Origin of the sequence: Lactobacillus kimbladii (assembly GCF_000970755.1) — a bacterium.
Taxonomy (GTDB): Bacteria; Bacillota; Bacilli; order Lactobacillales; family Lactobacillaceae; genus Lactobacillus; species Lactobacillus kimbladii.
On record NZ_KQ034007.1, the window covers coordinates 1,251,553 to 1,273,662 of the forward strand.

At 36.4% G+C, this 22,110-nt stretch carries 24 protein-coding genes and 1 other annotated feature; of the genes, 1 reads left to right on the forward strand and 23 read right to left on the reverse strand.

From position 1 onward, the window contains the following. Nucleotides 1-14 precede the first annotated feature (14 nt). A complete protein-coding gene (gene yidC, locus JF75_RS06265; protein WP_046332315.1) occupies nt 15-980 on the forward strand; it encodes a membrane protein insertase YidC in 966 nt (321 codons plus the stop codon). Between the two features lie 92 nt (nt 981-1,072). On the opposite strand, the gene JF75_RS06270 is transcribed toward yidC, so the two are convergent. The 23 genes from JF75_RS06270 to polA form a co-directional block, all read right to left on the reverse strand. Next, complete coding sequence (locus JF75_RS06270; protein ID WP_141639322.1) at nt 1,073-2,656, reverse strand: HAMP domain-containing sensor histidine kinase; 1,584 nt, start codon at nt 2,654-2,656, stop codon at nt 1,073-1,075. Beyond that, complete coding sequence (locus JF75_RS06275) at nt 2,634-3,347, reverse strand: response regulator transcription factor (protein WP_045928304.1); 714 nt, start codon at nt 3,345-3,347, stop codon at nt 2,634-2,636. The genes JF75_RS06270 and JF75_RS06275 overlap by 23 nt, the downstream gene beginning before the upstream one ends. Before the next feature lie 152 nt (nt 3,348-3,499). Further along, a complete protein-coding gene (locus JF75_RS06280) occupies nt 3,500-4,054 on the reverse strand; it encodes a DUF177 domain-containing protein (RefSeq protein WP_046332317.1) in 555 nt (184 codons plus the stop codon). After that, complete coding sequence (locus JF75_RS06285) at nt 4,055-5,209, reverse strand: nucleotidyltransferase (RefSeq protein ID WP_046332318.1); 1,155 nt, start codon at nt 5,207-5,209, stop codon at nt 4,055-4,057. A 6-nt stretch (nt 5,210-5,215) separates the two neighbouring features. Continuing rightward, complete coding sequence (gene rsfS, locus JF75_RS06290; protein ID WP_045928307.1) at nt 5,216-5,563, reverse strand: ribosome silencing factor; 348 nt, start codon at nt 5,561-5,563, stop codon at nt 5,216-5,218. Between the two features lie 9 nt (nt 5,564-5,572). Then, the gene (gene yqeK, locus JF75_RS06295) at nt 5,573-6,169 is read right to left on the reverse strand and encodes a bis(5'-nucleosyl)-tetraphosphatase (symmetrical) YqeK (RefSeq protein WP_046332319.1); all 597 of its coding nucleotides are present in this window, start codon (nt 6,167-6,169) and stop codon (nt 5,573-5,575) included. Further along, nucleotides 6,162-6,803, reverse strand: a complete 642-nt coding sequence (locus JF75_RS06300; RefSeq protein WP_045928309.1) for a nicotinate-nucleotide adenylyltransferase — start codon at nt 6,801-6,803, stop codon at nt 6,162-6,164. The genes yqeK and JF75_RS06300 overlap by 8 nt, the downstream gene beginning before the upstream one ends. A gap of 8 nt (nt 6,804-6,811) precedes the next feature. Further along, nucleotides 6,812-7,927 carry a ribosome biogenesis GTPase YqeH gene (gene yqeH / locus JF75_RS06305; protein ID WP_046332320.1) on the reverse strand — a complete coding sequence of 372 codons (1,116 nt, stop codon included), beginning with the start codon at nt 7,925-7,927 and terminating at the stop codon, nt 6,812-6,814. Next, complete coding sequence (locus tag JF75_RS06310; RefSeq protein ID WP_045928311.1) at nt 7,920-8,444, reverse strand: YqeG family HAD IIIA-type phosphatase; 525 nt, start codon at nt 8,442-8,444, stop codon at nt 7,920-7,922. The genes yqeH and JF75_RS06310 overlap by 8 nt, the downstream gene beginning before the upstream one ends. Before the next feature lie 106 nt (nt 8,445-8,550). Beyond that, nucleotides 8,551-8,907, reverse strand: coding sequence for a 50S ribosomal protein L20 (gene rplT, locus JF75_RS06315; RefSeq protein WP_034980161.1), 357 nt, complete (start codon nt 8,905-8,907; stop codon nt 8,551-8,553). 36 nt (nt 8,908-8,943) lie between these two features. Further along, nucleotides 8,944-9,144 (reverse strand): 50S ribosomal protein L35, encoded by a 201-nt coding sequence (gene rpmI / locus JF75_RS06320; RefSeq protein ID WP_034980158.1) that lies wholly within the window; start codon nt 9,142-9,144, stop codon nt 8,944-8,946. A 22-nt stretch (nt 9,145-9,166) separates the two neighbouring features. Next, complete coding sequence (gene infC / locus JF75_RS06325; protein WP_034980154.1) at nt 9,167-9,679, reverse strand: translation initiation factor IF-3; 513 nt, start codon at nt 9,677-9,679, stop codon at nt 9,167-9,169. A 37-nt stretch (nt 9,680-9,716) separates the two neighbouring features. Beyond that, nucleotides 9,717-9,828, reverse strand: a sequence feature (ribosomal protein L20 leader region). A gap of 64 nt (nt 9,829-9,892) precedes the next feature. Continuing rightward, nucleotides 9,893-10,546, reverse strand: a complete 654-nt coding sequence (locus JF75_RS06330; protein ID WP_046332321.1) for an amino acid ABC transporter permease — start codon at nt 10,544-10,546, stop codon at nt 9,893-9,895. 14 nt (nt 10,547-10,560) lie between these two features. Continuing rightward, on the reverse strand, nt 10,561-11,199 hold the full coding sequence (locus tag JF75_RS06335) for an amino acid ABC transporter permease (RefSeq protein ID WP_046332322.1): 639 nt from the start codon (nt 11,197-11,199) through the stop codon (nt 10,561-10,563). Further along, a complete protein-coding gene (locus tag JF75_RS06340) occupies nt 11,196-12,014 on the reverse strand; it encodes a transporter substrate-binding domain-containing protein (protein ID WP_046332323.1) in 819 nt (272 codons plus the stop codon). Before JF75_RS06340 ends, JF75_RS06335 begins: the two co-directional genes overlap by 4 nt. A 14-nt stretch (nt 12,015-12,028) precedes the next feature. After that, nucleotides 12,029-12,766: an amino acid ABC transporter ATP-binding protein gene (locus tag JF75_RS06345; protein ID WP_046332324.1), complete on the reverse strand. Its 738-nt coding sequence runs from the start codon at nt 12,764-12,766 to the stop codon at nt 12,029-12,031. Between the two features lie 211 nt (nt 12,767-12,977). Further along, a complete protein-coding gene (thrS, locus tag JF75_RS06350; protein ID WP_046332325.1) occupies nt 12,978-14,912 on the reverse strand; it encodes a threonine--tRNA ligase in 1,935 nt (644 codons plus the stop codon). A gap of 315 nt (nt 14,913-15,227) precedes the next feature. Beyond that, nucleotides 15,228-16,127 (reverse strand): primosomal protein DnaI, encoded by a 900-nt coding sequence (gene dnaI / locus JF75_RS06355; protein ID WP_046332326.1) that lies wholly within the window; start codon nt 16,125-16,127, stop codon nt 15,228-15,230. A gap of 8 nt (nt 16,128-16,135) precedes the next feature. Next, nucleotides 16,136-17,497, reverse strand: a complete 1,362-nt coding sequence (locus JF75_RS06360) for a DnaD domain protein (protein ID WP_046332327.1) — start codon at nt 17,495-17,497, stop codon at nt 16,136-16,138. A gap of 2 nt (nt 17,498-17,499) precedes the next feature. Beyond that, nucleotides 17,500-17,967, reverse strand: coding sequence for a transcriptional regulator NrdR (nrdR, locus tag JF75_RS06365; RefSeq protein WP_034980131.1), 468 nt, complete (start codon nt 17,965-17,967; stop codon nt 17,500-17,502). Next, on the reverse strand, nt 17,954-18,571 hold the full coding sequence (gene coaE / locus JF75_RS06370) for a dephospho-CoA kinase (protein WP_046332328.1): 618 nt from the start codon (nt 18,569-18,571) through the stop codon (nt 17,954-17,956). The genes nrdR and coaE overlap by 14 nt, the downstream gene beginning before the upstream one ends. Beyond that, complete coding sequence (gene mutM, locus JF75_RS06375; protein WP_046332329.1) at nt 18,568-19,398, reverse strand: bifunctional DNA-formamidopyrimidine glycosylase/DNA-(apurinic or apyrimidinic site) lyase; 831 nt, start codon at nt 19,396-19,398, stop codon at nt 18,568-18,570. The genes coaE and mutM overlap by 4 nt, the downstream gene beginning before the upstream one ends. Nucleotides 19,399-19,410: 12 nt before the next feature. Beyond that, the gene (gene polA / locus JF75_RS06380; protein WP_046332330.1) at nt 19,411-22,089 is read right to left on the reverse strand and encodes a DNA polymerase I; all 2,679 of its coding nucleotides are present in this window, start codon (nt 22,087-22,089) and stop codon (nt 19,411-19,413) included. Nucleotides 22,090-22,110: the final 21 nt, after the last annotated feature.

Below are 22,110 nucleotides of genomic sequence, written 5' to 3' on the forward strand. Positions count from 1 at the left end.
ATTGGGTGAATTGAATGAAAAAATTTCGCAAATATATCGGACTAATTAGTGTTTGCCTAGCAGTCATGCTGTTTGTGACTGCTTGTGCACAAAATGGTGGAGTTAATAAGCCCCCAACAGGCTTTATATACGGGTCAATCTATAAATTTATCGGCAAACCCATGCAAAACATCATGCTCTACTTCTCTAATATTATCGGTGGAGCTAATGGGGCTGGCTGGGCCATTATCCTAATGACCTTTGTAGTAAGAATGATTCTCTTGCCTTTAATGCTTAATCAGCAAAAGAAATCAACTACCCAACAAGAAAAAATGGCACGCCTGCAACCTCAGATGAAGCTAATCCAGGATACTATGAAGCGCAAAGATCTCAACCAGGACCAACAAATGACATTGGCTGGGTGGCAGCGTGAACTTTATTCCCGTAACCACTTATCATTAACAGGTGGAATGGGGTGTTTGCCATTAATTATCCAGTTTCCAATTATGATTGGAATTTACGATGCAGTGATGTACTCACAAAGCTTGGCCAGTTCTTCATTCTTTGGCATTTCATTAAGTAGCAGATCGATCGCGGTAACTGTTATCGCAACTATTTTTGCATTCTTACAAGGTTACCTTTCACTTGTGGGCATACCGCAGGAGCAAAAAAAGCAAATGCAGTCAATGATGCTTATGAATCCTATTATGACGCTCTTCATCTGCCTCTCGGTTTCTGGATCTGTTGCTTTATATTGGGCAGCTGGTAACATCTTCTCTGTTATCCAGCAATTGATCGTATCCTTCATCATTATGCCTAAAGTTAAAAAAGAAGTTGATGAAGAATTAAAACGTGAACCTATCACTGAAGTAGTAACAAAAGAAAAAGTAGACGAGCTTCTTAATGTTAAAAAGGCTTCTCCGGTTCAGTCTGAGCAAACAAAAGAATTGCACGAAAAGTTACGTAATCGTAACAAAGGAAAGCAACAAAAACGACACTAGTTGTTAGTTTATAAATTCAGAAGTTAAAAGACCTTTTAAGTCTAAATTTGATTACATTGAACAAATAATCAACAGACTTAAAAAGGTCTTTTTTAATTAGTTTCTTTTTTATCTTTTTTTGCTTTTTCAGCTTGTTCACGTTTATGTAGTTTTTCGGATTGAGCCTTTGAAAGTGCCGGAAATTGCATTATAAACTGACTACCTTGTCCTTCAACGGATTCAACACTAATTTTTCCATGATAACTGGTAACTAATTTTTGAGCAATTGATAAACCTAAACCGTTACCACCCTTTTCTCGTGTTCTGGCTTTATCAACCCGGTAAAATCTATTGAAAATTTTGCTTTGTTCCTTTTCAGAAATGCCTTCACCAAAATCTTGAACTATAATATGCACGTCATCTTGTGATAGTCCAGCCGATACGTTGATTTCCTTACGATCTGTAGAATATTTAATACCGTTATCAATTAAAATAACAAGTAATTGTTCAAGGTGCCCTTGATAAATTTGGACTTCGGTATCGCTAGGTAAATCGTCCATATCCAGTCTGATAACAAAATCCTTATGAACGAGTGACATATCACCAACGACCCGTTTAAGAACTTCAGAAACTTTGGTCACAGCATTAGGGTACTGTACATTAATTTGTTCCGCACGCGTTAAATCAAGCATTTCTTGAATTAAATGCTGCATTCTTTTAGCTTCTTGTAAAGAAGCATCAATTGATTCTTCCAAAATCTCCGGGTCATCCTTGCCCCAGCGTTTAAGCATGTTTAAATGACCTTCAATGACCGCGACAGGAGTGCGGAGCTCATGGGAAACATCACCCACGAATTCTTTTTGCTGATCAATATAACGTTGCATCCGATCTAGCATTTGGTTAAAAGAAACTGCTAATTCTTGCAATTCATCATGACGGTGAAAATCCCTGATTCTCACTGTACTATTTGGATCATCATTAACTTCCATAGCAACTCGTGACATTTCTTTTACAGGCTTAACAATGTCGCGAACAATTATATAAGCTACCAATGTAAAAAATACGATGGCGATTAAAGAAATTCTTACCATCCACTTTAAAAGGTCTTTCATTAACCCATTATAGTAGGTCATTTTATTGGCAACAACAATATATCCTGTAACTTTTCCTGAATGAGCAGCTCTAACCTTTTGATAAGTAATTAACTCTTGTTTATGATTCATATTAACGCGAGTCATCTCATAGTCACTTTTTATTTTTTTAAAAGGTAAAATTTTGCCACCATTATCAAAGACATCCTCTTGTCTAAGATTATAAACGACTACGCTCAAATCGGGGTTTGTTAGTGATGACAACAAATCGTCATTAAAAGCACTGCTTTTGCGTTCGTCAGACCCAATCGGAGGATTGCCTTTTAATACTTCTCTGGTCGATGGTGTTAATGCAGGAACAACATTTGCAATTTCTAATTGATTTGGAATTCTGTTCAAACTACTATTGAGTTTGCTTACCATCTCATTTGAGGTTTCCTTTTGCTGGACCATCGATTGTTGACCAACAAATGAATATATTATTACGGAAAAAACAATAAAAGAGACCATAATCGTCAAAGCGACGATACTTACCCACCGTAAGATAAGCGATGAGTGCTTGGTCTCCTTTTGTGCTCTCTTTTTACTTCTTTTCATCATCCTCATCTCTTACCATGTAGCCAGTTCCACGAACCGTCTTGATATATGATTGTCTGCCAGGAACGTCTATTTTATTGCGTAAATAACGTACATAAACTTCGACAACGTTAGTTTCGATATTTGAACCGGGTCCCCAAATTTTTGCGAGCAACTGATCACGGCTAACAACGTTGTTCTTATTCTTAATCAAGGTCATGAGCAAGTTATATTCACGCTTAGTTAAATCAACGGCTTTACCATCGCCACGGCGAACAATTCTATTTGCAGTTTCAATAGTAAGATCCTTAAATTTAACTACTTTCTTTTCAACGGAATCATCTGAAGCGTCTTTTTCAATTTTTACTCTGCGTAAAACCGCACGTAAGCGCGCCAAAAGTTCTTCAATGGCAAATGGCTTAACAATATAATCGTCAGCTCCATGATCAAGACCAGAGACACGGTCAATGACAGAATCGCGTGCAGTCATCATAATTATTGGTGTACTCTTAACTTGACGGACTCGACGGGCAATTTCTAAACCGTTAAGATCAGGAAGCATAAGATCTAGCAGAATAGCATCGAAATCTTCTTTCAAAGCCAAATCTAAGGCTTTGCGACCATTACTTTCAACTACGGTATCATATTTTTCATGTTTTAATTCCAATTCCACAAAACGCGCCAAATTTTTTTCATCTTCAACAATTAATATTCTTGCCATTTTTCGTCATCCTTTTAAAACTTAATTTTGATTAATTTAATTTTATTCTTGTCAACAAGTAAAGCATACTTTAAAAATGCTTTTAAAACAAGATTAAAAACCAGCATTTCAACAATACTGATTTCTAATTATATTCAATTATTCTTATTTAACTAATTGTGGTTCTCATTATTTTCTTTAAATAAATCTTTTAATTTAGCAAAGGCAGGATTTATTTGTTCCTTTTCTTTCTTAGCAAATTCGTCCTCTGAAATCACAGCCCAACCTTTTCCTTCAGGATAAATATTTTGTTCTCTTTCTTCTGCAGTCAAAATTGTAGTTGGGATATGCAGTAAAATATTGTCTTCAACTGCTTTTTGCAAGTTAATAACTTCATTTTTTACTTTTACGATCGGAATGTCACTTTCATCAATTTTTTCTTTAGCCACATCCATATCAGTATAATTTTCACTAAAGCGAAAATTTTCAGTAAATTCAACAGGATTCAAACTGCGGCTGGAAGGAACAATCAAACTGGCTTGGACTTGAAAGTCTCCAGTAACATATGGTTGATTGTAAAAAGCATCACCTGAGACTATCACATTATCAACCTGATAAACTAAACCGTGACCTCGCTTGATAAATTCCTCTGTTAATTCAAGCTTGCATTCAATATGGGTCAGAGGTTCATTACTATTTTTAATTTGAATAAAATTTAAAGTTAACATTTAGACCTCCAGCGGACGTTGTCCGAAGTTTTGATCAACTGCCATAAGTTGTTCAAAAAAGCGATCAACACGTAATTGTAATTTCATTGAACCATTTTTAGTATTTTTTTGATCAACCTTCGAAATAATATTCGCAGATGTTTTTTTTCTGATATCTTTAAGATATTTTCTCCCAAGTTTGCTGTAGCCTAGAAGTAGAAGCGATTCATAGTTAAAGCTGTCAATCATGTCTTCCTGAGTTACATTTAAAAGCGTATACAGGCTCAGACGGCGCAAGCGGGAATATGTATAACGCTTTGACTTAACTCTTCGCAAAAATTCCGTAAAGGTTTGGGCTGCATGAATTTCATGTTTCATTTTATACTCAAGACCTTCACTCATTTGGTATATTCTTCTCAGTTCTGAAACTGAAGAAGATTCCAACCTATACTTCAAAAACGGAAACATCAGATTCCAATTTGGATAATTCTTTTGTTGAAATAAAAGCTGTACCTCTTTTTTGGGCAGCCATTGCTCTAAAATATAATTAGTTTCATTATGGAGAATCATATTTCGAATTGCACTGGCACTTTGAACAACTTTATTGCTCTGCAAGACATCATCATGACCGGCACCAATCCGATTAACTGGATGCAAAACCAAGGGCGTGCCCAAATTATGATTAGCAACAGCATAAGCCAAAGCAAGAATCGCATTGGGCTCACTAACTTCATGACCAACTTCTCTTGCGACCATTTGATTATATTGAGTTGAATAGGTTTGACTGTAATCATTAAAGTCCATATGACTTTGTGGGATTTCAGCAATCTTGCTACCTAAATAAGCATAATTTTGTGTAGCGTCTTCAACACCAAAAATTAAGTCAGTGACGCCGAGTTTGACCAATTGGTCAATACTGCCAAGTGCAAACAAATCAGCTGGTTCAACCGAAGTAGAAAAAGGCAACTCAAATACTAAATCAGCACCACTTTCAAGCGCTGCTTGGGTGCGAGACCACTTATCCATAATTGCCATTTCCCCACGCTGAACATAATTGCCTGACATGACAACAATGATCGGGTCTTTACTGCCTGCAATATAGCGAGCCTGATTCATTAAAAATTCATGCCCACTATGGAAGGGATTGTATTCCGCAATGATCCCTACTACACTCATTGTTTGCTAATCTTCCTTTAATTCTAATTTTTTACCGTTAACCCACAGTTTTTCAACATTGTAAAAATCACGTGCATCCTCAGTAAAAACGTTTACCACAACATCGCCTAAATCGAGCAGAAGCCAATTTGATTCACTCGTGCCTTCAACGCGATAATCATAATAGTTAACCTTGTGAGCTTCATCAATGATAGCATTAGCTATAGCATGTAATTGTCTGTTGGAACCGGCACTGGTCACAACATAATAATCAGCTAAAATACTATGTCCTTGCATGTCGTAAGCTGCAGTATCTTCTCCATGACGATCACTAATTGCCTTTAGAGTAAAAGCCAATATTTCTTTACTAGTCAATTTTTCTCCTTATTCTTCAATACCCCAAACATTATAAGCGTCTAAAGTACGTGGATAGATTTTATCTCTTTTTTCAATTAAAAATTCAAGAGTATGTGCTAATTGGTAGCCGACTCCCTTGTCAAGATTAGCATAAGTTATTTTACGCGCTTCTTCAACTCCTGGAAACGACCTGCCAGGCTCAATGTAATCAGCCATAAATACAATTTTATCTAAGGTCGTCATTTCAACATCGGCCGTTGTATGCCTGCGTACTGCCGTTAAAATTTCTGAATCAGTAATTTTCAGATCTCTCTGGATAAAATATGTACCCACAATACCATGCCAAATGCTTCGATTCCAATTTAACAGATCTTGATCAAAGCCCTTAGTTTTAATTACTTCACGATAATCCTCAACTGAAACTTGTTTTGCATAATCATGTATGAATCCGGCTAATGCGGCTTTATCTTCATCATAGTGGTTTAACTCTGCTAATTTTTGAGCAGTTTTGCTAACCCCAATACAATGCTCAAAACGGTCTTCAGTCATATTACTTTTTTCTTTAGCCACAATTTCAGCACTAGATAAAGTTGAATAAGTTTTTTTGAAAAATAAATCATTCATGATATAAGCCTTTTTTCTGAATATAATTCCTCACTGTATCTGGTACCAGGTATCTAATTGAGCCCCCAATCGCAATAGTTTGCCTCACAAGGCTAGAACTAATTGCAATGGCAGGAACATCAACCCAAATCATTGGTAATTTAGCTTTTTGGGGATAGCCAGCTCTTTGAACTCCGACAAGAGTTGCCAGTTGAGCCAATTTAGTAGGCTCTTTCCACTCACCTAAATTATTAACTTGATCACTGCCCATAATCAAGTAATAATGATTTTCAGGTTGAGATTCACGCAAATATCTTAAAGTATCAACCGTATATGAAACTCCTCCACGATATAATTCAAATAATTTTACTTGAAACCGAGGATTATCCTGAGTACCTAGCTCAAGCATATTTGCACGATCTTGGGCAGAAACTACTGGCCGATCCTTTAATGGAGGAACATTGGTGGGAATAAACCAAACTTCATCAAGATGAAGTTTAGTCAATACTTGCTCCGCTACTATTAAATGACCTAAATGAATTGGATTAAAAGTTCCACCAAAAATACCGATTTGACGCCCCTTTTTAGGCTCTATTTTTTCTTCGGCTACTTCAACAGTTGGCGTTTTTTGATAATTCTTAGCAATAGCAATCATTATATCCTCTAAATTAATGCACGTCTAATACCTAAACCAATTTGATCTGGTGTATATATTCTAACCAAACAATTTGCAGGGATAGTAATAAAACCTATTCCACCAAAAAGCAAATCACTTTTTTCTTTAGTATGATATTCCTTTCCTTTTAAAGGTGGCAACTCAGCACTTTGTTCTGGCGGATTAAGCAATTCGCCCAGGTGTTTGGCATAGAAACTATCAGCATTTTCCCTTTTAGTCCTGTGAATATATAATCCTCGTGCTGCATAAACCGTAAAACTTGCTTTCTCACCTTTTAAATAGTCTACTCTGCCCAATCCAGCTAAGAATAAAGTGTTACCTGGATTAAGCTGAAAAGTGACTGGCTTAAGCTGCTTTTGCGGTGAAATCAGGCTCAATTCCTGAGCGTTCAAACGCGTAGCCAGTTGATTTTTCGTTATTATACCCGGCGTATCAACTAAAAAATGACCATTTGCCAAAGGAATTTCAATTTTATCTAGTGTTGTTCCCGGAAAGCGGGAAGTGGTAATCAAGTTCTGAATTTCACCCATCTGGTCAATAACTGCATTAAGAAGAGTTGATTTACCTACATTAGTTGTTCCTACAAAATAAACATCTTGATCATGTGAGTTTTGATCTAAATACGCTATTAGTTCTGGCAAATTAGTCTTGCTTTTTGCACTTACCAGAAATATTTTTTTAGGATGTAAACCAATTCGATTGGCTTCTTGTCGCATCCAATCCTTTATTTTGCTTTGACGCGAATTTTGCGGGAAAAGATCAAATTTATTGCCAACAAGAATAAAATCATTTTTTCCAATAAAGCGTTTAATTGCAGAAAGCAAGGAGTTGGTGAAATCAAATAAGTCTACGACATTTACAATTAAAGCTTTCTTCTCTGACAAGGAATTTAATAATTTTAAAAAATCATCATTGTCAGCCTTGACTGGCATGATTTCATTATAATGGCGCAGTCGAAAACAACGCTGACAATAGATATCGTTGCCCTCATCTGCACTTTCTTGCGCCTGTTTTAAACGAGAGGCAGGCAAATAACCTGCTTCTTCTGCATTATCAGCTTGAAGAACTGCTCCGCAACCAATACAAATAATTTGGTCATCCATTTTTTAATGTCTCCTTAAAAGTAACTGGGTGTGAAAGGTTTAAAAAGAAAAAAATAATTTTCTCAAAAAAACGATTAATACGTGTATTCCACTTATCAGTTTGAATAAGCGGTTTTACTAATACGGATTCTACACCAGCCAAATTTCCTGCCTGTATATCTGTGATTAACTGATCACCAACCATCATAACTTGGTCTTTTTTTAACCCCATACTCTTTCTTTTTTTAGTTATGGCAAAGGGCAACGGCTTTTTCGACTTGGCTACAAAGTCAATGTGATAAGGATTTAAAACTTTGCCCACTCTTTCAGCATTGTTATTAGAAATTACAACTAACTTAATACTAGCTTGAGCTAATTTTTTATTGAGATTATTCATTTTTGCAGCAGTTTCGAACTCATTCCAAGCTAAAAGAGTATTGTCTAAATCTGAAAAAACAGCTTTGATACCTATTTGCTTTAGCACTTTAATATCTAAATGATAAATCGTGTCAATTGTATAGTGTGGTCTGAATAACATTCAATTTCCTTCTTATCTATCATTGCACTAGTTTAATATACCAAATTTTCTACTGCAAGTGCTAAATTTCGACATAAAAAAACGGCGCCATAAGCGCCATTTTTGGTTAATTTAAAGCCTTTTTAGCAGTTTCTGCTAATTTTGCAAAGGTCTTTGAATCGTTATAAGCAATATCAGCTAACATCTTACGGTTAATATCAACACCAGCTAATTTCAAGCCGTGCATTAACTTAGAATATGAAATATCATTTTGTCTTGCTGCAGCATTAATTCTTGCAATCCATAACTTTCTGAAGTCGCTCTTGCGTCTTCTTCTGTCACGAAAAGCATATCTATAAGATACAAATAATTGTGTACTTGCAGCCTTAAATTGCATATGCTTTGCGCCACGGTAACCCTTGGCAAGCTTCATAATCTTTTTACGACGTTTACGTGTAACTGTTCCACCCTTAACTCTTGGCATCTAAAATTCCTCCTAAATATCGTTTTATATATTTGATTAACGCATTTGAGAGAGCATCTGTTTGATGCGCTTCAAGTCGCTGCGTGAAACCATTGCAGCCTTTCTCAAATGACGACGTTGTTTCTTAGTCTTGCCGTGGAAACGGTGGCCGGTAAAAGCGTGATGACGCTTTAATTGACCAGATGCAGTTCTCTTAAAACGCTTAGCAGAAGCGCGGTGGGTTTTCATTTTTGGCATTTTTCTAATTCCTCCAAATTAACTAATTATTTTTGTCACTCTTCGGAGCGAGCATTAAGAACATTGAACGGCCTTCCATCTTGGGTTTGCTAATTACAGTAGCAATATCAGATGTGGCTTCAGCCATTTTTTCCAATACTTCACGACCTAGTTCCTTATGAGTGATTGCTCGACCTCTGAACCTGATCGAAACGCGGACTTTAGCACCTTCCTTGGTGATAAACTTACGCGCATGTTTTAACTTGGTGTTAAAATCGTTACCCTCAATCGTTGGACTTAAACGGATTTCTTTTACGCTAACCGTTTTAGACTTTTTCCGAGATTCTTTAACTTTCTTTTGTTGCTGGAAACGGTATTTACCATAGTCCATGATACGAGCAACAGGTGGCTTGGCATTAGGCGAAATTAGAACTAAATCTAAATTTGCAACACTTGCTTGGCGTAAAGCCTCAGTTTTAGTAACAACACCAACTTGTTCACCATCTTCATTAATTAAACGAACTTCGCGAGCGCGAATTTGATCGTTCAATATCAAATTCCTTGGAATAATTCTTCACCTCCGTGTTAATCTGAGGACAAGAAAAAGACGGGTAAACTTTACCCGCCCTTAATCAACAGAAAATATCGATCAGCCCAGAGGTCAACTTAACTTAGGCGAGAAGCGGGAAGCTTCTTCTTGTTCTCAACTTTCGTAATTATACTCGTCTTTTGCGAATGTGTCAATCAGATTAGTTTTCAATGCTTTAATTTATGCTAAACGTTTATTGAGTCTATTACCGATAGCGGATAGAGTAAAGCAAACAATAAAGTACAAAAGTGTTAAGGCAGCAAACATTGGTACAATATAGTTTGCATTTTGACCATAAATAACTTGTGCATGCTGCATTAATTCAGGAACGACAATGATAGTTGCTAATGACGTATCCTTGATCAAAGATACAAACTGACCAATGATGGTAGGAATCATGTGCCGATATGCCTGTGGCAAAACAACATGCCACAACGCCTGCACAAATGTCATTCCTGTAGATCTGGCTCCTTCAATTTGACCTACGGCAACTGACTGAATACCTGAGCGCACAATTTCTGCAATCATGCTGGATTCAAAGATTGTCATTGCAATAATCGCTGACAAAATTGCTCCAGGCCTCAGACCAATATTGGGCAGGCCAAAATAAGTAAAGAAGATAATCAATAATAAAGGTAAGTTTCTAACAATGTCAATGATGAAGCCGACAATTGCTGAAATAAATCTAATTTTAGCATAGCGAATTATTCCTAGTATCGACCCTAAAATGAAACTTAGTACGATTGCAAAAACTGAAATAAATAATGTGACTGCTAATCCCTTTAATAGAAAACCGAAGTTTAACCATGATAGGGCATTAATCCATGTTTGCATTTTAGCTCGCCTCCCTAGGCCATTTTCTTTTCAAGATGTTGCATATAATAACTTAACGGCATAGTAATTATTAAATAGAGCACCCCGATTACAAAATAGCTGTTAAAAGTATCAAAAGTCACAGAAGCGATTGCATTAGCTTGATACATTAAATCAAAACCCGCCACGAAAGCCAAAATTGACGAATCTTTGATCAAATTGACAAATTGATTGCCTAACGGTGGAATGACAATCTTAAAAGCTTGCGGCAACACTATATAGCGCATTGCTTGCTTATAAGTCATCCCCGTTGATCTAGCACCTTCCATTTGACCTTGAGAAACAGACTGAATACCAGAGCGAATTATTTCTGCAATAAATGCTGAGGTATACAAGAACAAACCAATTGTACCTGCAGTAAAGCCGTCTATTTTGACAAAATATTTTGGAACTATTAAGTAAAAGAACATTACGATAATCAATAGCGGGATATTACGAAATATCTCAACGTAAGTCCTACCGACCTTATTTGCTACTTTATTTGGGATAACCTCTAAAAGAGCTAATAAAACTCCAAATATCAGGCTAAATACTAATGTTAACAAGCTTGATAAAATAGTCCAGCCGAATCCAGCGAATAGTTGACTACTAAAATTATTAAAGATACGAATCATTTAATATACATCTCCTTATAGTTAAAACCAGGAACTTGACCAAACCACTTTTTAATTAAGCGATTGTATTCTCCACTCTTTTGAATCTTATCAATCGCTCGATTAATAGCTCTGTGAAAAGGTTCTTGATTTTTATTTACCGCAATACCATAAGGTTCTTTAGTATAAGTTCCTCCTGTTACTTCAAGGCTGTCTGGACTTTGTGCAGCTAAACCATATAAAATACCATTATCACTAGTCAAAGCGTCGCCTTGATGCGATTTCAAAGCTGATACAGCTTGACCATAGTCCTGCATTGCGACAACTTTTGCTCTGGGGGCAACTTTCTTTACTGCCTCAACAGAGTTGTCGCCAACAATACCGATTACAGTTTTCCCATTAAGATCGCTGGGCTTTTTAATTTTTGACCCTTTAGGAACAAGAAATGATTTACCAGCCTGAAAATATGGTTTAGAAAAACTGATTACTTGTGCTCTTTCAGGGGTAATTGTCAGTGTGGCAATTACAGCATCAACATTACCATTTTTCAATAAAGGTATTCTCGACTGTGAAGTGGCAAGAGTAAAACGAGCTTGCCCTTTAGGACCTAAAATCTCTCTGGTAACAGCTTTGGCCATATCAATATCGAAGCCCTTTTCTCTATCATCTCGAATATCAATTAGACTAAAAAGTTTTTTGTCACCTTCAACTGCCCAAGTAATGGTATTGGACGAGCGCACATTTTTCAAAGCAGACTGGTCAATGACACTGTTGCCACAAGCAGATAAAAGGAACATTCCCAAAAATAACGAGATTGAGCATATTAATTTTTTCATGATATTGCCCCCTCTTAATGCGCTATGATCTTGCTTAAAAATTGTTGCGCCCGCTCTGTTTGCGGCTGTTTAAAGAAGGAAGAACTGTCATCATCTTCAACAATTTGGCCCTGATCCATAAAGATGACACGGTTGGCAACTTCTTTGGCAAAGCCCATTTCGTGGGTCACGATCAATGAGGTCATATCGCTAGACGAAGTAATCTTTTTAATTACTTGTAAAACTTCATCAATCATCTCTGGATCAAGCGCTGAAGTTGGTTCATCAAAAAGCAATAATTTAGGATGCATTGCTAAAGATCGAGCAATCGCCACACGTTGCTTTTGACCACCAGATATTTGGGCTGGCATATTTTGGGCTTTATCAGCCACTCCAACCATATCAAGTAAATGCATTGCCTGCTTTTTATTTTCTGCTTCAGGCATATGGCTGACAATTCGTGGAGCCAGCATGACATTTTCCAAAACATTTTTATTTTTATAAAGATTAAAATGCTGGAAAACCATACCGACATCCTGACGCAACCTATTTGAATCAGTCTTAGGATTGGACAAATCCTGATTATTAACTATCAGCTTTCCACCCTGGATTGACTCTAAGCGGTTTATTGTTCTAATAAGCGTACTTTTACCGGAACCGGAAGGTCCGATTAAAACAACAGTTTCGCCTTTATCGATTTGTAAATTAATACTATGCAACGCGTGAAATTTGCCATAAAATTTCTGCACGTCATGAAATTCTACCATTGACATAATTATTGCTCCTTTTTAGCAGTCTTAATTTAACTATCTAAACCAAGCTTTTTTAGCAATTGATTAATTAATCAAAAGTGCATCCCGTCAACACTACATTTTGTTACTCGACGTGCAAATTTTAGCGGTTTTTTATATTTATATGGTCTAAGTTGTCAAATTATTCCTGCAATCTATTAAATTAAACTTATCTTTACTATCATTTACTCTATTATTCTTCACGTGAATATGACTTAACATCCTGCTTAATTTCACTGATAAATTCATCAAAGCTCTTGGCTACTTCTTCTTCAGTGCCGTAGCGACGAACATTAACTCCCTTGTCCTTTATTTCCTTGTCACCTAAAACAAGAGTATATGGTACTTTTTGTGTTTGTGACTCACGAATCTTGTAACCTAATTTTTCATTACGCAGATCTGCTTCGGCTCTAAAACCACGTTTATTAAGTTCATCGCGAACTTTTTTGGCGTAATCTGAATGGGCATCCAAATTTACTGGAATTATTTCTACCTGAACTGGAGCCAGCCAAGTTGGAAAAGCACCCTTGTAAATTTCAATCAGGTAAGCAATGAAACGCTCCATAGTACCTACAATTCCGCGGTGAATCATAACTGGTCTGTGCTCTTCACCATCTTGACCAACATAGGTTAAGTTAAATCTCTCAGGAAGCATGAAATCTAGTTGAATTGTGGACATTGTTTCATCTGCACCCAAAGCAGTTTTAGTTTGAATATCAAGTTTAGGACCGTAAAAGGCAGCTTCACCTTCAGCTTCAACATAGTCAAGTCCCATATCGTCCATAGCCTTTTTCAGCATTGACTGACTTCTTTCCCACATTTCATCATTTGCAAAATACTTTTTAGTATTCTTTGGATCACGATAGGAAAGTCTGAAGTAGTAATCAGTGATGTCAAAGTCTTTGTAAACATCTAAAATTAGAGTCAAGATTTTTGAGAACTCACTTTGAACTTGATCTAAAGTCACAAATGTATGACCGTCATTTAAAGTCATTTCTCGTACACGTTGCAGTCCTGACAGAGCACCAGATTTTTCATATCTGTGCATCATACCCAGTTCTGCAATTCTAATTGGCAGTTCACGGTATGAACGAATGTGATGCTTGTAAATTTGAATATGGGACGGACAATTCATTGGCCGCAGTTCAAGCATTTCACCGTCACCCATATCCATTGGTGGGAACATGTCATCACGATAGTGTGCCCAGTGGCCTGATGTTTTATAAGCATCAACGTTCATTAAAACTGGAGTATAAACGTGTTGGTAGCCGTCAGCGACTTCTTTATCAATGATATAGCGTTCAACTACACGGCGAATTGTGGCACCTTTTGGCATCCAGTAGGGCAATCCAGCACCAACTTTTGGATCAACAAAGAATAAATCAAGATCACGACCAATTGTTCTGTGATCTCGCTCTTTAATTTCTTCACGCCGTTTAATATCTGCATCCAAATCTGCTTTTTTAAAGAAAGCAGTACCTGAAATTCTCTGAAGCATAGGATTAGAAGATTGCCCTTTCCAGTAGGCACCGGCAACTGACAATAATTTAAATTGCTTAATTTTTCCTGTGTTAGGCAGTAATGCATCAAAGCCAAAATCGATAAAGTCTCCCAGTTTATATACTTGAACTTGGTCACCTTTTTCAGCCTTAAGCATTTCACTCTTATAAGGATCATCATTGAATATATCGGCCAATTCGTCTTTAGACATCATACAGGATGCAATTTTTTCTCCCGCTTTAATTACTTTTTTGACCGCTTTTTCCAAGTCAGGTAATTCATTAATTTTTATTTGATTTTCTTTATCAGTGTCAACGTAAAAACCTTCGTCGTCGGTTCCATGTTCACCAAAATGAATCTCAGGATAGGCCTTCTTGGCAACAGCTTCAAGAACAAATGCAACAGTATCACGCAGAATTGCTAAGCCCTCTTCATCTCTGTCAGTAATAATTGCAACTTCTGCATTTTTGCTTAACTTGTAATCTAAAGCAACAATTTGACCATTTACTTTTGCACCAAGAGCTGCTTTACCTAAAGATGTACCAATACCATGTGCTAAATCAGATATTGAAACAGCGTCTGTAAAATCTTTTTTTGAGCCGTCAGGCAAAGTAATCGAAAAACTCATTATTTCCTCCAAAATTTTTATAACAAAAAATCCCAGTGCAATTAAGCACTGGGACGTTAATTAACGTGGTTCCACCCAAAATTTAGTTCAAAAAATGAACTATCTCGTTATAGATTGTTAACGGAATCTAACCCATTATCAAAATTTAGGTATGAATGAGTGGATTGCAAACGCTAATGAAAGCTTTCAGAATAATGCTTTCTCTCTGAGTTGCGTTGCAACATGTTCATTCATTGGACTTAATTATAACCCAATAATTTTTTAATGCAAGTATATTTTCATTAAAAAATTAAATCATCCTGCATCTTTTATAACTTAGTGACGCCGGTTAGGTCCAGATATTACTATTTCCGTTGCTAAAGAATGTATTCTCTCCATTATTCTAGCAGCCTTTACTGGTTCAATTGCATTTTTAGTTTCCTTGAAATGGTCCTCCAAATCAGCCATGACAAAGTTGGACGAGAAAAAGGTGGGCAAAATATTGTCCATTCGAGCCTGCAAAATTACTGCTAAGACTTCGTCTCGCGACCATTGACTTAAATTTTCCGCGCCAATATCATCCAATATTAACAAGTCAGAATTAGCTATTTTTTGTACTTCAGTTTGTAAACTATTGTCATTAAAATGACTGGACAAACTGGCAATGAATGTAGGAACATGCAGAAACACAACATATTTTTCCATTGCAGCTACTTGATTTGCCAGTCCTGCTAAAATATACGTTTTACCAATACCAAAATTACCAGATAAATAAAGACCTTTTTGGTGAATATCTTGAGAATATCGATATAAAAAGCGCTGAATAGCAGTCATTACCTCGGCTCTTTCTGGTGTCATTTCAATTTTACTTAAACGAACATCATGCAACCCCTCTGGTAAATTAATTAAACGCAAGTGCTTTTTGATATTAATTTCCTGATCATGTATCAATTTACTGTCTTCAGGAACAAATTTAAGACTAATGGCATTTTTATTCATTATCAAATCCGGATAATATCCTTTGGTCACAGGATCTTTTTTATGTTGGCTTAGATAAAATTCAAAAAGACTGGGAAGGCTTTTATCAATTATACTGTCATTAAGTTGTGCTCGGTGCTGATTGATAAATTGTTGCACTTTGGGCTCAGCCAAAACTTTTTGCTTAATTTTAGCGGTGCTCTGGTCTTCTGCTTTAGCTGTTTGTCCTTTAACCATAAATTTTTTAATGGGTTGCATTTTTTCACCTACTTCATACCGTTTTTATCTTCAAAATTTTTAAAAAATTCTTTTAGCTCCGCACTTGAGACATTAGATTTTACTTTCGGCTGTTGCTTGTTCCAATCAGTGCCCTTTTCAACTATTTTTCTAGGAGCAAACCGGCTATACCGCTTGCTCTGCCTTTGTTCTTGTGCCTTTTTTCTTTTGTCCATGTAATCCAAGGCCTCACTACCAGTTTTAACACCGTGTTGCAGCCAGTCATGCAAAATTTTATTTGCTAAACGAAATGAAATATTGGGGCCACTTTTTAAACATGCATATGTCAGAATATTAAGTAATTCCGCTGATATTCCCTTATCGTTATATAGGCTATCTAACACCTGATATTCACTAGCGTCAACAAAATCATTTTTTTCAGTTTTTAAATGATATAAAAACTGTGCCGGAGTATCCGTTTGCGCTTTTTGCAATAATTTTTGTTCTTCCTGATTTAATTGGCTATTATTATCAAATTTGTCAGGTATTTTAGCCTTGCTTTGCAAATGTCTGCGAGTATCACTGCCATGGATGCTGTTAGCAATAGTTTGCTTAATTTCCCTCATGTTTAAATGATAGTCACCATGCAAGCAAGGTAATGCCTCGTCAACAAATTCCTGTTCTGACAGCCCATATATGCGCATGACTGCCCGAATAGCCTCTTTGTTTTGATCAATTTCACTGCCAGCTATTTGATAAATTTCGAATTGCTGTTTCATAAAATCCCAGTCAATCTGATCCTGGTCATTGACAGTAGCAAAATTGTTAGAAGAATAATTATTTTCCTGAGCTGCTTCTTTGACCTCAACCGAAGGATCTATCGCCTCTTGATCGGATATATGGAAAACATCCATAAAAGAAGCAGAAATGTTAGGTGCTTCTTTAATGCCACTTAATTCGCTCTTGTTTTGTTTAGTTTCTCTGGCAAACTCGTGACTCAATTTGTTAAAAGCAGTTACTCCAACTTTTTCTTTTAATAAACTAGCTAAAAGTGCAGTTGCAAAAAATTCACTGCTTGCTGGAACTCTCTTAAGTTCGAAACACAAAACCTGACCCATGATTTGGTTATCAAGCAGTCTCGTTTGAATCAAGCCGACAGCTTCAAGCTTGTGCAACGCACCAAATAACTTTTTTATATCACAATCGATCTGTTCTTGCAGTGTATAAATTCCTTTAGCATCAGAAAGCATTGCCTGTGCACTGTAATCTTCATTCAGACTTAAATAGACTGCTAAAGCAAGAGAACCAATAAGGGGTTGATATAGTTTAATTAATATGCGCAAATCTTTAGGAAAAATATCCACCCTGTTGGTAATGAAAAACGGCTGTTTGGGATCATTTGTCTCAAACATAATTAATTACCCTTTTCCCTTTTTGCAATCATATCTTCCATTGTTTTCATAAAGCTGGACATATCTTTAAATTCACGATAGATGGAAGCAAAACGAATATAGGCAACATCATCAATTTTTGCCAGCTCATCCATTACCAGTTGACCAATCTTTTTCGAAGAAATCTCACTTACCCCTTGCTGACGCACTTTGTTCTCTACATGGTCAACTAGTTCTTCAAATTGTGTACTTGATATTGGTCGCTTTTGACCAGCCGCCATCACGCCATGCAAAATTTTTTTACGATTAAAAGGTTCACGAGTACCGTCATTCTTGATCACTAGTAAAGGCGTGGTTTCAACTCGTTCAAACGTGGTAAAACGAAAGCCACAGTTTTCGCATTCACGCCGACGTCTAATTGCGCGATTTTCATCACTTGGACGTGAATCAATGACTTTTGATGCATTTTTATGACAATTAGGACATTCCATATAAGTCCTCCCCTTTTATTTCAAGAAGCAACTGTTCTAATTTGGATTTCAAATCTTGTTTTGTACCAGTATTATTAATTACAAAATCAGCTAATTTCTCTTTCTGAGACAAAGGCATCTGACTGCGAATGCGCTTCAAAGCAGCGCCTTTACTTAAACGATCCCTTAACATTAACCGCTTCATTTGCAGCGATTCAGGTATTGCAATTAATAAGGTAAAATCACAATATTTTTGACCATTTGCTTCAAACAAAACTGGTGCATCCACAACAACCAAAGAATTTTTGCTCGGGTTGTTTAGCGCAATTTTAGCCTGTATTTCTTGAAAAATCAACGGATGGGTAATTCTATTTAAGGTTTCAAGCTGTTTTTCATCATCAAAAACAATCTGTCCTAACGCTGAACGATTGATAGATTGGTCTGACTTAAGTATGTTCATTCCAAACTGTTTTAATACTAGTTCATAACCTTTTTCACCTTTATTTAAGATATCGTGAGCAATTTGATCGCAGTCTATAACAGGGATTTGTTTTTCTCTAAAAAAAACATCCACAGTACTTTTACCACTGGCTATTCCACCGGTTAAGCCTAAAATCTTTGTCATTTATAAATCACCTGACACTTAGAACAAAATGTCGTACCTCGTCCGTTTACTTTAATTTTTTCAAGAGGCGTACCACAACGCACACAAGGCTCCCCTTTATGTCCATAAACCTGCAACATTTTTTGAAAGCCACCTGTCTTACCGTTTGCATCTAGATAGGTATGAACCGTAGTACCTCTTTCAGCAATTGCCAATTCTATTAAAGAATTAATATTATCGTGCAATTGTGCTACCTTTTTTGCTGGAATGCTATTGGCCTGACTTAACGGGTGAATTTTTGTTTCCCACAAAACCTCATCAACATAAATATTGCCTAGGCCTGCAACAACAGACTGATCCAGCAACGTACTTTTGATATTTTTCTTTTTACGGGCTAAGCCATTTTGTAAATAAGAAACGGTAAAAGCTGCTGAGTTGGGTTCTGCACCTAATTTGCTAATACCAGTCTTTTCTTTTTCAGTTCCGGTTTTAATTAACTGCATCCGGCCAAACTTACGCACATCATTATAACGCAATGCAGAGTTATCGCTAAAAATGATCTGCACGTGATCATGCTTGTCCTTTTTAGTATTTATTTTGACTAAACGATACTTACCTTCCATGCGTAAATGCGACACTATTGTTAAATTGTCACTGAGTCGAATTAGCAAATATTTAGCATAGCGCTCTATATTTTCAATCTTTTTTCCGGTTAACTGCTTTGCAAATTCTTTAGCATCTCCGGTGATAATCTTGGGGTACCATACAGTTACTTCTTTAATTGTTTTCCCTTTGATAAGAGGAAGAAGAGTCCGCCTGACAGTTTCAACTTCCGGCATTTCGGGCATTAAAATTACTCCTTACTTCGCATCAAACCAGTTATGACCATATCCAGAGTCAGCTACAAGAGGTATATCAAGCCTTACAGCGGATTGCATAACTTCCGGCACAATTTTTTTAATTGTTTCTAATTCATCCTTTGGTACATCAAAAATTAATTCATCATGCACCTGAACCACCATTTTAGTCTTTAAATGCAATTCATCCAACTTTTTCTGCATGTTAATCATCGCAATTTTGATTATATCTGCAGCTGAACCTTGAATAGGAGAATTGATGGCTGTCCTTTCGGCAAATGAACGGACGTTATAATTTTTAGCATGAATGTCTGGTAAATAACGTCTTCTATGCATTATTGTCTCGGCATAACCTTTTTCACGTGCCACTTGCACAGCTTTATTCATATATTCTTTAACTTGCGGATACTGCTCAAAGTAATTATCAATAAACTCCTTAGCCTTTTTACGGCTAATATTAAGATTCTTAGACAAGCCATAATCAGAGATACCATATACAATACCGAAATTAACTGCTTTAGCTCTACGCCGCATTAGCGGAGTCACATCATCGGTTGATTTGAGATGAAAAATGCGCATGGCCGTATGAGCATGGATATCATAACCCGTTCTAAAAGCTTCCTGCATCTGTTCATCACCGGAAACTTGTGCCAAGACTCGCAATTCAATTTGAGAATAATCACATGAGAAAATATAACCGTCTGGTTCACTAGGCACAAAAGCTTTTCTAATTTGCTTTCCTTCTTCCGTTCTGGTAGGAATATTTTGTAAATTAGGGTCAACTGAGGACAAGCGACCAGTAGCGGTCAAGGTTTGTAAATACCTGGTGTGAACGCGACCGTCTTTTTGGATAACATCTAGCAAGCCATTAACATAGGTAGATTGAATTTTAGCTATTTGTCTGTAAGTCAAAATTTGCTCAATGATAGGATTCTCATCCTTTAACTGGTTTAAAACATCAACAGAAGTTGAATAGCCAGTTTTGGTCTTTTTAATTGGCTTCAAGCCCATCTTTTCAAACAAAATATGACCCAATTGCTTAGGAGAATTAATATTAAATTCTTCACCAGCTTCATCATAAATTTGTTGTTCCATTTTCTTGAGGTCAACCGCAAATTCATCTTGCAGCTCAGTTAAAGTATTGGCTTGGACCTTAATACCATTTATTTCCATGACTGACAAAACTCTTGCAACTGGTATTTCAATATTTGCATAAAGATCATCCTGCTCATGCTCTTTTAATTTTGCCAGTAATGTCTCTTTTAGATTTTCAATAGCTGCTATTTTACCAGCTAAATGGTTAAACAAAACTTGATCATCTTTTGGTATATGAACGCTTTTGCCTTTGCCATAAACATCATAATCGCTTTTAACCGAATTATCGCCGTACATACGACAGATTTCACCCATATCGTCAGAATTGTTTTCATTATTAATCAAATATGAAGCAAGTAGCATATCATAATCAATGTTGCGAGCTTGAATACCCAATCGGTTCAAACCTACAGTTGTTCTTTTTAGGTCAAACACGTTTTTAGAAACTTTATCACTCTCAAGTAAGTTTTTAAGTTTATTTTCCTTTAAAAGCTCGACGTTGCGGCTAACAAATATTTTTTGATCAATTTTTAAAGCAAAGCCAACAAACTTGGCTAAATGATAGTTAGCACCAAGCATTCCCAGATAAAAAGTAATAGTTTGACCATCAGTAACAGCAAAATTATTGATATCATTTTCTTTAAGTTCGGTAAAAGCAACTGCTTTAGCATTTGCCTTTTCAGACTGATCTTGTGGTTGACTTTCTCCATCCGGATTTAGTTCACTCAAAAACTTCCGGAAATTCATTCTTTCATAGAATCTACGCAATTTTTGATAATCTACTTCACCCCTTTTAACATCATCAATCCCAATGGTTAAAGGAGCATGACGATCAATAGTAGCTAATTTTTTACCTAAAAGAGCCTTATCTTTATCATTGATAAGGTTTTCTTTCATTTTAGATGGCTTCATATCATCTATATGATCATAAAGATTTTCAACCGTACCATATTCCTGAATAAGTTGTGAAGCTTTTTTTGGCCCAATTTTAGTCACACCAGGGTAATTATCAGAATTATCACCCATTAATGCTTTCATATCAATAAATTCTGTTGGAGTAACACCGTTAACTTCTTTCATGTGCTCTGGTGTGTATGACTCTAAATTAAGGACACCAGACTTAGTGACCATAACTGTTGTTTGAGGTGAAGCTAGTTGTGTTAAATCTTTGTCTCCTGTGACCACAGTAATTTTAAAGCCTGCCTTTTCTCCCTTAGTGACAAAAGTGCCAATAATATCATCGGCTTCATAGTTATCAAGTTCATATGTGGACAAGCCCAAATCATGCAAAAGCTCCTGAATATATGGCAGTTGTTCAGATAATTCTGATGGAGTCTTTTGTCTACCGCCTTTATAATCCGCATACATCTTGTTTCTAAAAGTAGTTTTGCCCGCATCAAAAGCAACCAAAACATAGTCAGGCTCGACATCGTTTAATACAACATCAAGCATGTTTTTAAACGTATAAATGGCGTTAGTATGCAATCCTTCAGGATTTCTGAAATTTTCAAGTTGGCGGTATAGTGCATAGAAAGCACGAAAAGCAACTGAATTACCATCAATTAAAAGTAATTTTTTATCAGCCATTTGATCTCCTTACAATTAAAC

Bases quoted from the DNA above. Each gene is read 5' to 3' on its own strand.
- rpmI (WP_034980158.1), bottom strand. From the start codon at position 9,144: ATGCCAAAAATGAAAACCCACCGCGCTTCTGCTAAGCGTTTTAAGAGA.
- JF75_RS06340 (WP_046332323.1), bottom strand. From the start codon at position 12,014: ATGAAAAAATTAATATGCTCAATCTCGTTATTTTTGGGAATGTTCCTT.
- polA (WP_046332330.1), bottom strand. From the start codon at position 22,089: ATGGCTGATAAAAAATTACTTTTAATTGATGGTAATTCAGTTGCTTTT.
- JF75_RS06270 (WP_141639322.1), bottom strand. From the start codon at position 2,656: ATGAGGATGATGAAAAGAAGTAAAAAGAGAGCACAAAAGGAGACCAAG.
- JF75_RS06300 (WP_045928309.1), bottom strand. From the start codon at position 6,803: ATGATTGCTATTGCTAAGAATTATCAAAAAACGCCAACTGTTGAAGTA.
- JF75_RS06280 (WP_046332317.1), bottom strand. From the start codon at position 4,054: ATGTTAACTTTAAATTTTATTCAAATTAAAAATAGTAATGAACCTCTG.
- JF75_RS06360 (WP_046332327.1), bottom strand. From the start codon at position 17,497: ATGTTTGAGACAAATGATCCCAAACAGCCGTTTTTCATTACCAACAGG.
- mutM (WP_046332329.1), bottom strand. From the start codon at position 19,398: ATGCCCGAAATGCCGGAAGTTGAAACTGTCAGGCGGACTCTTCTTCCT.
- JF75_RS06345 (WP_046332324.1), bottom strand. From the start codon at position 12,766: ATGTCAATGGTAGAATTTCATGACGTGCAGAAATTTTATGGCAAATTT.
- JF75_RS06330 (WP_046332321.1), bottom strand. From the start codon at position 10,546: ATGCAAACATGGATTAATGCCCTATCATGGTTAAACTTCGGTTTTCTA.
- nrdR (WP_034980131.1), bottom strand. From the start codon at position 17,967: ATGGAATGTCCTAATTGTCATAAAAATGCATCAAAAGTCATTGATTCA.
- JF75_RS06285 (WP_046332318.1), bottom strand. From the start codon at position 5,209: ATGAGTGTAGTAGGGATCATTGCGGAATACAATCCCTTCCATAGTGGG.
- rplT (WP_034980161.1), bottom strand. From the start codon at position 8,907: ATGCCAAGAGTTAAGGGTGGAACAGTTACACGTAAACGTCGTAAAAAG.
- thrS (WP_046332325.1), bottom strand. From the start codon at position 14,912: ATGAGTTTTTCGATTACTTTGCCTGACGGCTCAAAAAAAGATTTTACA.
- dnaI (WP_046332326.1), bottom strand. From the start codon at position 16,127: ATGCAACCCATTAAAAAATTTATGGTTAAAGGACAAACAGCTAAAGCA.
- yqeH (WP_046332320.1), bottom strand. From the start codon at position 7,927: ATGGATGACCAAATTATTTGTATTGGTTGCGGAGCAGTTCTTCAAGCT.
- yidC (WP_046332315.1), top strand. From the start codon at position 15: ATGAAAAAATTTCGCAAATATATCGGACTAATTAGTGTTTGCCTAGCA.
- JF75_RS06275 (WP_045928304.1), bottom strand. From the start codon at position 3,347: ATGGCAAGAATATTAATTGTTGAAGATGAAAAAAATTTGGCGCGTTTT.
- yqeK (WP_046332319.1), bottom strand. From the start codon at position 6,169: ATGAATGATTTATTTTTCAAAAAAACTTATTCAACTTTATCTAGTGCT.
- coaE (WP_046332328.1), bottom strand. From the start codon at position 18,571: ATGACAAAGATTTTAGGCTTAACCGGTGGAATAGCCAGTGGTAAAAGT.
- JF75_RS06310 (WP_045928311.1), bottom strand. From the start codon at position 8,444: ATGTTATTCAGACCACACTATACAATTGACACGATTTATCATTTAGAT.
- JF75_RS06335 (WP_046332322.1), bottom strand. From the start codon at position 11,199: ATGATTCGTATCTTTAATAATTTTAGTAGTCAACTATTCGCTGGATTC.